This is a genomic window from Clavibacter zhangzhiyongii (assembly GCF_014775655.1).
Classification (GTDB): domain Bacteria; phylum Actinomycetota; class Actinomycetes; order Actinomycetales; family Microbacteriaceae; genus Clavibacter; species Clavibacter zhangzhiyongii.
In genome coordinates, this window is sequence record NZ_CP061274.1 from 1,761,747 (window position 1) to 1,774,451 (window position 12,705).

At 72.5% G+C, this 12,705-nt stretch carries 14 protein-coding genes; 3 read left to right on the forward strand and 11 right to left on the reverse strand.

Going from position 1 to position 12,705, the window contains the following annotated elements; genetic code table 11:
• Positions 1–29 precede the first annotated feature (29 nt).
• The 8 genes from H9X71_RS08365 to H9X71_RS08400 all read right to left on the reverse strand — a co-directional run bounded on the left by H9X71_RS08365 (position 30) and on the right by H9X71_RS08400 (position 6,429).
• On the reverse strand, positions 30–686 hold the full coding sequence (locus H9X71_RS08365; protein WP_191146683.1) for a copper resistance CopC family protein: 657 nt from the start codon (positions 684–686) through the stop codon (positions 30–32).
• Positions 683–2,767 (reverse strand): bifunctional copper resistance protein CopD/cytochrome c oxidase assembly protein, encoded by a 2,085-nt coding sequence (locus tag H9X71_RS08370; protein ID WP_191146684.1) that lies wholly within the window; start codon positions 2,765–2,767, stop codon positions 683–685. The genes H9X71_RS08365 and H9X71_RS08370 overlap by 4 nt, the downstream gene beginning before the upstream one ends.
• Before the next feature lie 168 nt (positions 2,768–2,935).
• Positions 2,936–3,331 carry a hypothetical protein gene (locus tag H9X71_RS08375; RefSeq protein ID WP_191146685.1) on the reverse strand — a complete coding sequence of 132 codons (396 nt, stop codon included), beginning with the start codon at positions 3,329–3,331 and terminating at the stop codon, positions 2,936–2,938.
• Between the two features lie 537 nt (positions 3,332–3,868).
• Positions 3,869–4,423: a GNAT family N-acetyltransferase gene (locus H9X71_RS08380; RefSeq protein WP_244961529.1), complete on the reverse strand. Its 555-nt coding sequence runs from the start codon at positions 4,421–4,423 to the stop codon at positions 3,869–3,871.
• Between the two features lie 119 nt (positions 4,424–4,542).
• On the reverse strand, positions 4,543–4,896 hold the full coding sequence (locus tag H9X71_RS08385; RefSeq protein ID WP_213003941.1) for a hypothetical protein: 354 nt from the start codon (positions 4,894–4,896) through the stop codon (positions 4,543–4,545).
• On the reverse strand, positions 4,893–5,417 hold the full coding sequence (locus H9X71_RS08390) for a hypothetical protein (RefSeq protein WP_244961531.1): 525 nt from the start codon (positions 5,415–5,417) through the stop codon (positions 4,893–4,895). The genes H9X71_RS08385 and H9X71_RS08390 overlap by 4 nt, the downstream gene beginning before the upstream one ends.
• Positions 5,414–5,779 (reverse strand): hypothetical protein, encoded by a 366-nt coding sequence (locus H9X71_RS08395; protein WP_213003942.1) that lies wholly within the window; start codon positions 5,777–5,779, stop codon positions 5,414–5,416. Before H9X71_RS08395 ends, H9X71_RS08390 begins: the two co-directional genes overlap by 4 nt.
• On the reverse strand, positions 5,776–6,429 hold the full coding sequence (locus H9X71_RS08400; RefSeq protein ID WP_191146686.1) for a DJ-1/PfpI family protein: 654 nt from the start codon (positions 6,427–6,429) through the stop codon (positions 5,776–5,778). The genes H9X71_RS08395 and H9X71_RS08400 overlap by 4 nt, the downstream gene beginning before the upstream one ends.
• A gap of 112 nt (positions 6,430–6,541) precedes the next feature.
• Between H9X71_RS08400 and H9X71_RS08405 the strand changes: the two genes are divergently transcribed.
• Positions 6,542–7,480 carry a GlxA family transcriptional regulator gene (locus H9X71_RS08405; protein WP_191146687.1) on the forward strand — a complete coding sequence of 313 codons (939 nt, stop codon included), beginning with the start codon at positions 6,542–6,544 and terminating at the stop codon, positions 7,478–7,480.
• 309 nt (positions 7,481–7,789) lie between these two features.
• Positions 7,790–9,004 carry an MFS transporter gene (locus H9X71_RS08410; RefSeq protein ID WP_191146688.1) on the forward strand — a complete coding sequence of 405 codons (1,215 nt, stop codon included), beginning with the start codon at positions 7,790–7,792 and terminating at the stop codon, positions 9,002–9,004.
• Positions 9,005–9,132: 128 nt separating this feature from the next.
• Here the strand turns inward: H9X71_RS08410 and H9X71_RS08415 are convergent, their stop codons facing one another.
• Positions 9,133–9,537, reverse strand: a complete 405-nt coding sequence (locus tag H9X71_RS08415; protein ID WP_191146689.1) for a nuclear transport factor 2 family protein — start codon at positions 9,535–9,537, stop codon at positions 9,133–9,135.
• 75 nt (positions 9,538–9,612) lie between these two features.
• Between H9X71_RS08415 and H9X71_RS08420 the strand changes: the two genes are divergently transcribed.
• Positions 9,613–9,990, forward strand: a complete 378-nt coding sequence (locus H9X71_RS08420; RefSeq protein ID WP_244961533.1) for a winged helix-turn-helix transcriptional regulator — start codon at positions 9,613–9,615, stop codon at positions 9,988–9,990.
• A 148-nt stretch (positions 9,991–10,138) separates the two neighbouring features.
• On the opposite strand, the gene H9X71_RS08425 is transcribed toward H9X71_RS08420, so the two are convergent.
• Together H9X71_RS08425 and H9X71_RS08430 are read right to left on the reverse strand one after the other, a co-directional pair.
• Positions 10,139–10,612: an NUDIX hydrolase gene (locus H9X71_RS08425; protein WP_191146690.1), complete on the reverse strand. Its 474-nt coding sequence runs from the start codon at positions 10,610–10,612 to the stop codon at positions 10,139–10,141.
• A complete protein-coding gene (locus H9X71_RS08430; protein ID WP_191146691.1) occupies positions 10,609–12,696 on the reverse strand; it encodes a S9 family peptidase in 2,088 nt (695 codons plus the stop codon). The genes H9X71_RS08425 and H9X71_RS08430 overlap by 4 nt, the downstream gene beginning before the upstream one ends.
• Positions 12,697–12,705: the final 9 nt, after the last annotated feature.

Consider the following 12,705-nt stretch of genomic DNA (forward strand, 5'->3'; position numbering starts at 1 on the left):
TCCTTTGCTAGGTGATGGATCGAGGTGGTCTAGGAGGTGCGGCGGCGGCGGCCGTACTTGACGGCGGCGGCGAAGATGCCAATGCCGAGGAGCGCACCGATGGTGCCGACGCCGACCGTCGTCGCGGTGCGGCTGCTGGCATCGTCCGGGGCAGCGGCCTCGTCGGCCGGCGCCGAGGGCGCGGACGCATCTTCTGCTATGACTTCAGGGGGCGGGGTCGCAGCAGCTGCGCTGTCCGCGGCGGCTTCTGCAGGGGCGGCGGCCGAGTCTGCCTCTCCGACGGCGAATGCGTACGTGCCGGCGATGGGGTGCCCGTCGCTGGAGACGACGCGCCAGCGGACTTCGTACATCCCGTCCGGCATGCCGGCGCGCAGTGGTTGGACGGCGTCGGTACCGGCGAGCGTGACCGGCCCATCGGCCCAGTCCGTGCCGTCCTGATCGACGACGACGACGGCTGCGCCGACCCCGATGAGACTGTCGGTGTAGAGCATCGACACCTCAGAGGGAGCGGTCTCGACGTGACCGCCGTCGGCGGGCGTGGTGGAGATGATGCTGTCGTGTGCCCACGCGGCGCTGGTCGGTCCGGGTGCGACGGCGCTGGTGATCGCGAGTGCGACAGCGGGCAGCAGTACGCGGGCGGCTCGTCGCACCCGTGAGCGGCGGCGGGGGTGGTTGTGCGGTGTCATGGGATCCTCCGGGGGTCGTGGGTGTGCTCGTCGAGGGCGGAGAGGCGGGCGTTGTAGGCGTTGAGCTCGGCGTCGCCGTCGCGGGCGGCCGCCCGGTCGTAGCGCTTGGCGGCGCGGGTCTCGGAGGTGGACCACTGGCGCACCACCATGAGGGCGACGAGGACCACGGGCAGCTCGCCGGCACCCCAGGCGATGCCGCCGCCGGCGGCCTGGTCGGCGAGCAGCTGCGCGTCGGGCTCGAGCCCCAGCTGGTGCCACCAGTCGATGGCGAGGATCTCGGTGCCCGACATGATCGCGAGGCCGAAGAAGGCGTGGAACGCCATCGTGGCGAGCAGGAGCATCAGGCGGATCGGGTACGCCGGGCGGCGGGGTCCGGGGTCGACGCCGATGAGGACGAAGAAGAAGAGGTACCCGCTGATCAGGAAGTGGACGCTCATGATCATGTGCCCCTGGTGCGTGGAGAGGGACCACTCGAACCAGGGCGTGTAGTAGAACGCGACGAGGCTCCCGGCGAAGACCACGGCGGCGACGACGGGATGCGTCACGAGCTGCGCGTAGCGGGAGTGGGTGCCAGCGAGTACCCATTCGCGGATGCCGCGGCTGCTGTCCTGTCGGGCGGGCAGCACCCGCAGGATCAGGAGGATCGGGGCGCCGAGCACGAGCAGCGGCGGTACGTACATCATCAGCAGCATGTGCTGGATCATGTGGGTGCTGAAGTGCACGGCCCCGTACACGCCGGGCCCGCCGCTGGTGGCGTAGACGAGCATCGCGCAGCCCAGCATCCACGGGACGGTCCGGGCCGCGGACCATGCGTCACCGCGTCGCCGCAGGCGCGCGACGCCGACGAGGTAGAGGCCGGCCATCACCGCGGCGACGCTGAGGAAGAGGAAGTCCGGGTGGAAGGCGGTGAGCATCCGCAGCGGGGTGACGGGGTCGGGGAAGGTGAAGCCGATCAGCGACGCCAGGGGGTCGACGTCCGCGATCGTCGTCTGCGGCACGGGCGGCTCGCTGCGGGACAGGGCGACGGAGATGCCCATGGCGACGGACATGACCACGACCTCCCCTACGGCCAGTCGGATGAACGCGGTTCGGCGGGTCGCGTCCCGGACGAGTCCGGGGATCACGATGCGGCGATGCGCGAACCCGGCGAGGCCCAGCGCGATCAGGAACGCGGTCTTCACCAGCAGGAGCGCCCCGTATGCGGTGGTGACGAGGTCCAGGGGCGTCCCGATCCGCAGGGACGCGTTGACGATCCCCGACAGGGCGACGGCGGCGAACGACCATCCGGCGAGCATCGAGTAGCGGCTGACGACGGTGGGCAGCGACGCCTTGGCGAGGCCCTGGCAGAGGATGACGGCGACCAGACCGCCGGCCCACACGGTGACGCCGATGAGGTGGATCCCGAGGCTGTTCACGGCGTTCGCGTGCTCGTAGGTGCCTGCCGCGTGCCCGGAGAGGGACAACGGCAGCAGCGAGGCGAGGGCCACGCCGGCGGCGATGCCTGTCCCGGACGTGCGCCGAGTCCAGACGCTGATGCCGAACACCACGGCCACGCACATCAGCGATGCGAGGAGCGTCTGCCCGAGCTCGAGCTGGAGGGTGAAGTATCCGAACTGTCCGCGGAAGGTGGGGGATGTCAGCGGCACCCCGATGACGTTCGCTCCTGACAGCCCGAGCACGGCGATGCTGGCGGCCAGCCACACGGCGGCGGCGTGAGAGGCCCATCGGGTCGCCTTCCACTGCGCGAAGCTCGCCATGCCGGGGTGCTTCCGTTGTCCCGGGAGCGCGAACGCGGCCACCACGAGCAGGCCGATGGTCACCGACGCCGCTGCGTCGTGGATGACGCGCGCGGTGGGAAGCGCGTAGGTGACGAAGTCACCCGGGTAGACCAGCAGGGTCCGGGCCGTCGCGCCGGTGAGGGCGGCGGCGGCGAGCATCACGGCGACCGCGAGCGGCAGGGATGCCCACAGCGCGACGTCCCGGGGGCGGACGCGGGGGAGGGCCAGGGTCCGCTGCTCGAAGACGGGATCGTCGGGATGGGTCCCGGGGTCGACGGAGGGCAGGGGGGAGTGCGAGGGCACGGAGGTACGTCCTGAGGTGGGTGCCGCGCGAGCAGCACGGAGGGCCGAGCGCGGCCGGGGCCGCGGACCGGTTCAGGCCGCGTCAGGCGACGCGGAAGTCGCACGGCGCACGCAGAGGCGCCATGCAGTCTCGGGGCGCGGGGGAGCGCTCCGGACGTGGAGGTCGGGTCAGGCGGTCGCCGGTGGCCCGCGATGCGGGGACGTGTCCACGCACACGCCGAGCTCGCGCATCTCCGACCGCAGGACGCGGGGGACCCGGTGTCGCAGCTCAACCCGGGGGACGATCACGAGCGCGACGACGCGGAACACGACCGCGAGGCTCGTGCGGGCGAGGGCGAGGAGGTCCCAGAAGGCGCGCTCTCCGAACCGCAGCGCGACGATGGTGACGACCGCGGCGAGAGCGTGGGCGACCCACATGGAGGAGCCGGTGTGCATGCCGGCCATGTCCGCCATCCCGGGAGCGGCGGAGCCGGTCGTGATCAGGTGGCCGCCGTGGCCGTGATGTCCGCCGAGGACCTGCACGGTCATCGCCGCCGGGGTGCCGACGGAGAAGAGCAGGTGCATCACCGCTTGGCTGCAGGCCACTGCCACGGACAGCCGGACAGCGGAGACGGCGCGTCCGGCAAGCAGGATGCACATGGGGACGGCGAGAGCGGCCGCGAGGACCAGCCCGACGGCGCCGGGAGCATGCCCCCCACCGGCCATGTGGGACAGCATGGCGACCAGGATCGCGAACACTGCCGTCACGGTGCCGCGCACCACGCGCGTGCCCCGTCCGGCCGATCCCAGCGTCCCTGATTCCATCATCTGTAGAACAGCGTAGGTGCGGCAGAGCGATCGCGCACCCCTCGTGGGGCAGGGACTCTTACGGAACGGCCGTCCATCGGCGACTCGCCATCTCGTCGTGGCGCGGAGCTTCGATCACGCACGAGAGATGGTGGAGGTCTACGAGGCGTGGCTTCAGGGCAGAGCCTCGGCCGCGACACTGAAGGGTCGGGACTGCGCCTGCGTGCGCCGGTCGTTGGAACCATGCCGTCGTGTCCTGGACGGTCTCCGAGAACTGCCGTGCCCGGAGCGGACGCGCGTCTCCTACGTGCGGAGTCAGATGTGCGGTGGTGTCGGCGTTTCGACGTCACTGTGGTCGATGCTGCCGGCTCGGCGCTCGATGAGAAGCGTGTCACGCCAGACACCAGCCTGAGGACCCGCGAGGGCAGCGGCGATGCGTTCCCGGCGGCCGACGACACGAAATCCGAAGCGGTCGTGCAGAGCGAGGCTTGCATGGTTCTCGGGAAAGACGACCCCTTGGATGGTCCAGATTCCCGCAGCCTCGGTGGAGGCGATGAGCGCCTCGAGCAGGGCCGAGCCGATGCCGCGTCCGGCTGCGGCGGCACCGACGTAGACGGAATGCTCGACGACGCCGGCGTAGACGGCGCGAGAGGACACGGGGGCGACAGCGGCCCAACCGAGGGCCTTTTCTGCATGGTCCACCGCTACCAGGCGATGCTCGTGTGAACGGTGAGCGTCGAACTGCGCCCATGTGGGGGACTCGGCTTCGAACGTCGCCGCACCTGAGTCGATGCCCTCCCGGTAGATGCGCTCCACCTCCGGCCAGTCGCGTTGATGCATCTGGCGGATGGTCGGACTGATTCTGGTCATCACGGTGCCCTCGCAGATCGTCGGCGGAAGGGCATGAGCGCGGCAGCGGGCTGCGCCTGACGATCCCGTCGTCGGTCAAGGATGGCAGGGAAAACCCCCGAGACGATCGACACGACCGGCTAGCTGGCGTCCGTGGCGTCTCCATGCTCCGTTCGACGTGCAGGCCGCTGGGGTACCTCGATGGCGCCGCGCTCAGCACCAGGGAGAGCAGTGCGCGCCCGTTCACGTCGGACGTTGATGAGGGTGAGCACGCCGCCGAGCAGGGGCACCAGCGCCAGCAACCGCGTGCGGAGCAGCAGCCCGCGTCCGAGGAGGGCCGTGACCGCGACCGCGAGGTAGAGGGCGCCGTGCACCGGCCCGAGGACGGCCGCGAGCCCCGGGACGTGCACCGTGACGAGGTTCCCGAACAGGGCCGCGATGCTCACGAGCTCCAGCATCGACAGGACCTCCAGGGTCCGGAGGAGAGGCCTCATCCGTACGCCCCCGGCCGGAGGACCATCAGCACGACCACCGTCACCCACAGCAGGTTGAAGATCCCGGTCAGCGAGCGGAGGGCGCGCAGGTCGGCCGGGGCCGCCGGCCGATCCAGCGTGTCGGCCTGGAGCGGAACGATGCGGAGGGCGAGCAGGCCGCCGGCGACCGCGGTGAGGACCATCGCCGCGACGATCCAGACCTCCGTCAGCCGGCCCTGCGTCGCCGCGAGGACCAGCCCGATCACGGGCACGGCCAGGGCGGCGACGGCGTACGTGCGGGTGATCCGGTGCAATGTCGCCGCCACGGGTGCGCTCTCCCTCCGCTGCATCTGTCGCGGGAGGTATCCGCTGACGCCGCCTGTCTCGGTGCCGGCGCCGCCGCCAGCGCCGACCACGGCGCCCGCCGCTGCCGGCGCCTCCGACGGCACGACGCGGGGGAACATGCTCGTCGTCACGGCGACGGGCCCGACGAACAGGATCCCGGCCACCACGTGCGCGGCCAGGAGGATGCCCTCGATCATCGGGCGACCACGCGCGTGCCGGTCACGGCGGTGCCGGGGAGCCGTCCCGCCCGTGACCGGCCCGACATCCGGTCCCCGTCCACCACGACCTCGAAGTCGAGATCGAGGCGCAGGGGCTTCGTGATGGTCTGAGACCAGGTCACCCGTAGGCCTGCGTCGGTGGCTGCCGTCCGGATGTCCCGGAGCTGCACCGTCTCCCCCTTGCCTGCGGCGGTGCCGACCACCGTCCCGGTCTCGTCACGGAACGCGAGCGTCGCGTGCATTGTGCCGACGGGCGTGCGCATCGCGAGCTCCCAGGTGCCGAGGAGGGCGCGCGTCGTGGGGTCCCCGGGCGCGGCCGCGGGGGAGCGGTCGGCGTTCACGCGGGCACCGCCTCGAGACCGCGCGCGGCCCACACGGTGCCGCGGCGCTCGTGTTCGAACAGCACCTCCACCGCATGCGCGATGCGCGGGCCGAGCTCCCGCTCGAGGAGGTGCAGGGCGAGGTCGAGCCCGGAGGTGACGCCACCGGAGGTGACGAGGTCGCCGTCGTCGACCACCCGCGCGCGGACCACCTGCGCACCCGTGGCCTCGAGCACGTCGTTCCCGAGGTGGTGCGTGACGGCGGTCCTTCCCTCGAGGAGGCCCATCATGCCGAGCGCGAGACCGCCGCCGCAGACGGTCGCGACGATCACGTCCGGGGCATCCAGCGCGCGGCGCATGAGGTGGGGGAGGGCGGTGGTGGCGAGCCCGGCGAGGACGACGGGGATCGTCCGCACCTCGTCCGGGTCGCCCGCGACGGGGCCGGCGGCGCCGGGGAGGATCACGATGCCCGGCGACTCGGGGTCGAGCACGTGCGTCGCCGTGAGTGCGAGGCCGCGCGTGCCGCCCACCACGGGACCGGCGGAGTCCATCCCGACGAGGCGGACGTCGAGACGGCCGCCCGCCGCGTCGGATCCGGCGGCGAGCACCTCGAAGGGGGCGATGACGTCGAGCGGGTCGAACCCGTCGAACAGGATGATCTGGGCGAGCAATCGTTGTCCTCTCGTTGACCCTGCCGACGCTACGGACGCCGGAACTCCGCCACGAGTGGCGGATCCGACTCCTTCCGCCGGATTCTCGCCAGGACGGCCCTATGGTCGGAGCATGCATCGGATCGTCGTGCTCGCCCTGGATGGCGTCATCGCCTTCGACCTCGCCACGCCCGTCGAGGTGTTCGGACGGGCGGTCGACGACGCGGGACGGCCCCTGTACGACGTGCGCGTCGCCGGCCCCCTGGCGTCAGCGGGTTCGGGGCCCCTGCGGATCGGCATCCCGCACGGCCTCGACGCACTCGACGACGCGGACACCGTCGTCGTCCCTGGACGCTACGACCCCACGGCGCCCGCGGACGCCGCGGCCCTGGACGCCGTCCGGCGCGCGGCGGGACGCGGCGCCCGGGTCGCGTCGATCTGCGTCGGAGCGCTCGACCTCGCCGCCACGGGTCTCCTCGACGGGCTGCGCGCAACCACGCACTGGCGAGCGGCCGGCCTCCTTGCAGCCCGGCACCCCGCCGTGGACGTGACGCCCGACGAGCTGTTCGTCGACAACGGCCAGATCCTCACCTCCGCGGGAGCGGCGGCCGGCATCGACCTGTGCCTGCACCTCATCGGCCGGGACCACGGCGCCGCTGTCGCCGCCGACGCGGCCCGGGCCGCCGTCGTCCCGCTCACGCGGGAGGCCGGCCAGGCGCAGTACGTGAAGGACGACTCCCTGGGGGCGACGAGCCTCACGGCGGCGCTCCGCTGGATCGACGCCCACGCCGCGGAGCCGATCACCGTCGCGGACATCGCGGCAGCCGCCTCGGTCAGCACGCGGACCCTGAACCGCCGCTTCCTCGCGGAGCTGAAGCTGCCGCCGACGCGCTGGCTGATCCGCGCGCGCGTCCGCATCGCCCAGCGGCTCCTCGAGACGACCGACCTCGGCATCGACCAGGTCGCCCAGCGATCGGGCCTCGGCTCCGCCTCGAACCTGCGCGAGCACTTCGCCCGCGTCGTCGGGACGACGCCGGGCCGCTATCGACGAGCCCTGACGATGGCGCGATGACGCGTGAATACGGATCGGCGGCCATCTCCTGGACGTCGGCGCTGCAGGCCACTGGTGAGGGAATGTCCCGTCCACCAAGCTCCTGTGCCGCTGGGCGGGTCGGACGGGTGGCGACGAAACGATGACACCTGGTCGCCTCGGGCCACGATGACCCTTCCGCTCCGTCGGGTTCTTCCGCCCCCGCGGGAGTGGCGAGCACTCGACAAACGAGCGGCGGTTGTCGCGGTTCGAGGCACGGTGCCGGGCGAAAGTGACAGCCAAGCGGCTCGGGCCCTAGGCTAATTTTACAACGTTGTAATCGGAGGTTCCATGTACCGGATCGACCCCTTGCGAGCACGGCGGCGTTGGCTCCTCGCCATCCTGGGCGGGTTCGCGCTGGGCGGCTTCACTCTGTCGAGCTGGGCCGCCCGGCTCCCGTCCATCCGCGCGGGGCTCGACCTGAGCGACGCGGAGCTCGGGTTCGTCCTGCTGGCGACGACCGCGGGATCCGGCGCGGGCCTCGTCGCGTCGCGCCTGCTGCTCGGCGGAGGGGGAGCCCGGCGGTCATTGGCAGTCGCGGCCCTCGCGATGGCCGCGGGCGTCGGCATCGTGGGGGCGGGCGTGGCGGTCGAGAGCGTCCCGGTCCTCCTGGTCGGGTTCGCGATCGCGGGGGCGGGGGTCGGCGCCACCGACGTGCTCATCAACATCGACGGCGCCGTCATCGAGCGCCTGTCGCGCCGCACCCTCATGCCCCTCATGCACGCGGCCTGGCCCGCCGGCGCGGTCGTCGGGGCCGGGGTGGGCGCCGGATGCGCGGCGCTGGGGATCGCCGCCGAGGCCCAGTTGATCGCGCAGGCCGCGGTCATCGCGGTCGCCGGGCTCGCGCTGGTGCGGGCGGTGCCGGCCGGCAGCCGCGGGACCCGTCGCGCGCGGCGACGACGCGGCCAGGCGCGGGCGCGACGGGCCCCGCACGTGGACGCGCGCCTGCTGGCGATCGGCGTCGTCATGCTCGCCGCGGAGTTCGGCGAGGGGGCCGCGAACGGCTGGATCAGCGTCGCCGTCCGCGACGCCATGGGCCGCCCGGAGGCCTTCGCGGCCGCGGCCATCGGCATCTACGCCGCGGCCCAGGTGGTGGTGAGGGTCGCCGCCGGCCCGCTGGTGGACCGGTTCGGCCGTGCCGCGATGATCCGCTGGACCTCCGCGCTCGGCCTCGCGGGCGTCATCCTCTTCATCCTCGACCTCGGCACGGTGCCGCTCGTGATCGGCGTCGTCCTCTGGTCCGTCGGCGTCTCGATGGGCTTCCCGCTCGGCATGTCCGCCGCGGCCGAGGGCGACGACCCGACCGCGCGCGTGACGCTCGTCGCGAGCGTCGGATACGTCGCCAGCTTCATCGGCCCGCCACTCATCGGCCTGCTGGCCCAGGGGTTCGGGCTCCTGCCCGCGCTGCGGCCGGTCGCCGTGCTGTTCCTGGTCGCGGTGCTCCTGGCCCCAGCCTTCGCGCCGCGCCGCCGCGGGACGGATCCCGTGGTCGGCGCGTCGGCCTGAGGCGGCGGGCCCGTCGCGCTCACCGGTATGCGGAGCACCCCTCGCCCGACTCCACGCCGAGCTTGCCCTGGTCGAGGTACTCGCTCGTGAGGTGCGCGGCCCCGGCCCGCGCGCCGCGCAGGTCGGTTCTAGGCCTGCGTACCCCAGAACGCGTCCTCTGCGGGGCCGTCCTCAGAGAACAGGCGGACCTCGACGATACGGCCGCCCCGGACCGTGAGCAGGTCGATGCCGCTCATGTCCATGGCGACGTCGCCGCGGGACCCGCTGAAGCGGATAGGGACGGCGACGTCGTCGCCGTTGAGCATGGGGGTACCGGAGACGACGAGCTGGAAGGTGCCCTGGCTGGCTTCCATCATTCCGCCGAGGAGAGCCCCGATGTCGCTCGTGCCGTGGTGCTCGCCGGAGAAGCGGTTCGCGCCGGGCTGGTGCCAGACGACATCGTCCGCGAACTGCGCCATGACGGTGGGGATGTCGCCCTGCGCAAGCGCGTTGAAGTAGGTGGTAGCGACGGTGGTGGGGGTGATCTCGGACATGTTGTCTCCTTCGTGGATGGAATGCTTGATGGTCACATCCAGTAACCTGTTACTTCAACGTAACTAGGAGGATCTGTGGAGAACGAGCCACCTGTCTGGAACGTGATGCTGGCGACGTGCCCGTCGCGGACCTCTCTGGCCCGCATCGCGAACAAGTGGACAGCCATGATCGTCATCGCCCTGAGCAACGGACCGCTGCGTTTCGGCGCCCTCAAGGACGCGGTAGGTGGGATCAGCGGCAAGGTCCTCGCGGACACTCTGCGCGATCTGCGACGCGACGGAATCCTCACACGCACCTCCTACGACGAGATGCCGCCGCGGGTCGAGTACGAGCTCACTCCACTCGGATTGACGCTCCGAGCCCCGCTCACGGCCCTCGGCGAATGGGCGGAGCGTCACATTAGAGAGGTGCTGGATGCCCGCTCCGCCTACGACGACGACTCCTTGCGCTGACAGTGGCCTGACGCTGTCGTGGAGCGCGACAAAGCCATGCTCGCCGGGCATCATCCGAGCCCAGCATCCGCTATCGGACATAATGTGCATTATCAGCGCACCACTGGCGACCCGAGAGGGGCCGAGCGCGCAGCCGCACCGCCCCGCGTCAGACGTCGCGGGACAGCACGCCGCGCGCGACCTCCACGAGCTCCGCGGGCTCGATCGGATCCTCCGTCGTCGCGAGCTCGTCGAGCCCGAACCAGCGGTGCGCGTGGATGTCGTCGAACTCGTCGGGCATCCAGTTGTCCGACACGGGCGCGAACGCGTCGACCCGCACGAGGTAGAACGTCGAGTGCCCGACGTCGAGCCCGCCGTCGATGCGTCGGCGCGCGTAGTCGTGCTCCCAGACGGGCTCGCCGACGGATTCGACCCGGAGCCCGGTCTCCTCGAACAGCTCCCGGCGCGCGGCGACGGCGGGCGTCTCGCCCGGGTCGATCCCGCCGCCGGGCGTGAGCCAGCGCGGCGGCAGGTCGACGTTCGTGGAGTAGTTCGTGAGGAACAGCAGCAGCCGGTCGCGCTCATCGACCAGGAGGATGCGCGCGGTGTCCCGGACGTGCCGCACCGGCCCGCCGTCGGTCATCGGGCGCCGCCGTCGACGGGCAGGTGCGTCGCCCACCAGTCGAGGATCGCCTCGAACCGCTGCACGCGGTGGCGCGGCCGACCGGAGCGGCTGAGCTCGTGGTCCTCGCCCGGGAAGACGAGCATCTCGGTCTCGACGCCGGCGCGCACGAGCGCCAGGTGGTACCGCTCCGCCTGCGACAGCGGGCAGCGGAGGTCGTCCTCGGAGTGCACGACGAACGTGGGCGTCCGCACCCGGTGGGCGACCGCCTGCGGGCTCTGCGTCAGCCGCGTCTCGGCGTCGTGGCCCGTGTACTCCTCGCCGAAGAACGTCCCGATGTCGGAGGTGCCAGTGAACAGCTCCGGGTCGAGGAATCCGCGCTCGACGATGGCGCCCTGGAATCGGTGCTCGTGCGCGATGGTCCAGGCGGTGAGGTACCCGCCGTAGGACCCGCCCATGATGCCGGCGCGGGATCCGTCGATGGAGTCGTGCACGGCGATCGCGCCGTCGAGGAAGTCGAGCACGTCGTGCATGTCGACCGTGCCCATGCGCTCCTTGATCACCCGTCCGTGCGCCTGGCCGTACCCGGCTGCGCCGCGCGGGTTGCAGAGCAGGACCGCGTACCCGGCATCGGCGTAGACCTGCGCCTCGTCGAACAGGTGCACGCCGTACGCCGCGTACGGCCCGCCGTGGATGACGAGGAGCACGGGGTGCGGCCCCTCCCCCTCCGGCCGCACGACCCAGCCGTGCACCGGGTAGCCGTCGCGGCCGTCCACGACGAGCTCGTGCAGCGGGCGGATCCCCGTCTCGCGCAACGCCGCCGAGAAGTCGGTGAGGGGCTCGAGGGCCGATTGCCCGTCGGCGGGGCGGTCGGTCCGGACGAGCGCGAGGTCGCCGTGCGTGCGCGGGTCGGTGAGGGCCACGACGACCGCCCCTCCCCCGAGCCCGACGCCCGTGACCTCGACCTGGTCGTCCACGAGCGCCTCGACGGCGCCGTCCGCGGTGACGCGCAGCAGCTGCACGGTGCCGCGCGACGCGTTGAGGACGAGGACGGCGTCGCGGTCCTCCACGGTGATGTCGCTGCCGCCGAGGTCGACGGTCTCCGCGTCGGTGAGCGCGCGCGGCGCGACGTCGTCCGCGTCGAGCACGTAGAGCGCCGTGTTGCGGGCGACGAAGTCGACGCCGCGCTCGCCCAGATCCTGCGCGAGGAGGTAGACGCGTCCGCCCGGGACCGACGCCACGGCGTCGACGCCGAGCCCCGCCTCGTGCGACACGATCGTGCGCACCTCGGGCACGCCAGAGGGGGTGTCGCCCGCGGCGGGGACGGCGACGGCGTAGGCCCCTGCGAGCAGGTCGTCGTCGCGACCGTCGTGCCGGGACGCGACGAAGAGGACCTCGGTGCCGTCCGCGGAGAACCGCGGGGACCGGTGGTCGACGGGCTCGTCGGTGAGCCGGATCACGGGGCCGACGCCCGCGCGCTCGGCGGCGGTCGGCGTGGCGTCGGCGCCCTCGCCGCGCACGGCGGGATCCGCGGCGTCGGGGTACCCGGAGGGGACGGTCGCCGCGAAGGGCTCGGCGTCCAGCGCCGGCAGGTCGACGAGGAACAGCTGCACGTGCCGGTCGACGGACCAGCCGAGGCCGTTGGCGAGGTACTTCGTGGTGCGGATCCGGCGTGCGGCCTCGGCCGCGGCGGACACGCCCTCGACGCTCCCGTAGCGGCCGGGCTCGGCGACACGCGCGGCGTAGACGATGCGGGTGCCGTCGGGCGACCAGTCGAACGCGCCGACGCCGAGGAGCTCGTCGGTCAGCGCGACGGGCTCGCCTCCGGTCGCCCGGACGACGTGCAGCTGCGGCGGGCCCTTCGGCTCGGCCCGCAGGAACGCGATGACCGCGCCGTCCGGCGAGAGCCGCGGGGCGGTGTCGCGGAAGCCGCGCGTGATGCGGCGGGGCGGGGCGGATCCGTCCGTCGTCACCTCCCACAGCTGGCCGGTGTACGCGTCGGCATGCACCCGCGGGCGCGTCACCGAGACGACGGCCAGGCGGCCGTCGGGCGAGACGGCGGGGCGGGAGACGGAGGTGAGGAGGTCGAGATCCGTGGTCTTCATCGGATCGAG

Coding starts and splice junctions, on each gene's coding strand:
- H9X71_RS08410 (WP_191146688.1), top strand. CDS start 7,790: ATGTACCGGATCGACCCCTTGCGAGCACGGCGGCGTTGGCTCCTCGCC.
- H9X71_RS08430 (WP_191146691.1), bottom strand. CDS start 12,696: ATGAAGACCACGGATCTCGACCTCCTCACCTCCGTCTCCCGCCCCGCC.
- H9X71_RS08365 (WP_191146683.1), bottom strand. CDS start 686: ATGACACCGCACAACCACCCCCGCCGCCGCTCACGGGTGCGACGAGCC.
- H9X71_RS08380 (WP_244961529.1), bottom strand. CDS start 4,423: ATGACCAGAATCAGTCCGACCATCCGCCAGATGCATCAACGCGACTGG.
- H9X71_RS08425 (WP_191146690.1), bottom strand. CDS start 10,612: ATGACCGACGGCGGGCCGGTGCGGCACGTCCGGGACACCGCGCGCATC.
- H9X71_RS08405 (WP_191146687.1), top strand. CDS start 6,542: ATGCATCGGATCGTCGTGCTCGCCCTGGATGGCGTCATCGCCTTCGAC.
- H9X71_RS08375 (WP_191146685.1), bottom strand. CDS start 3,331: ATGCACCTGCTCTTCTCCGTCGGCACCCCGGCGGCGATGACCGTGCAG.
- H9X71_RS08415 (WP_191146689.1), bottom strand. CDS start 9,537: ATGTCCGAGATCACCCCCACCACCGTCGCTACCACCTACTTCAACGCG.
- H9X71_RS08385 (WP_213003941.1), bottom strand. CDS start 4,896: ATGAGGCCTCTCCTCCGGACCCTGGAGGTCCTGTCGATGCTGGAGCTC.
- H9X71_RS08390 (WP_244961531.1), bottom strand. CDS start 5,417: ATGATCGAGGGCATCCTCCTGGCCGCGCACGTGGTGGCCGGGATCCTG.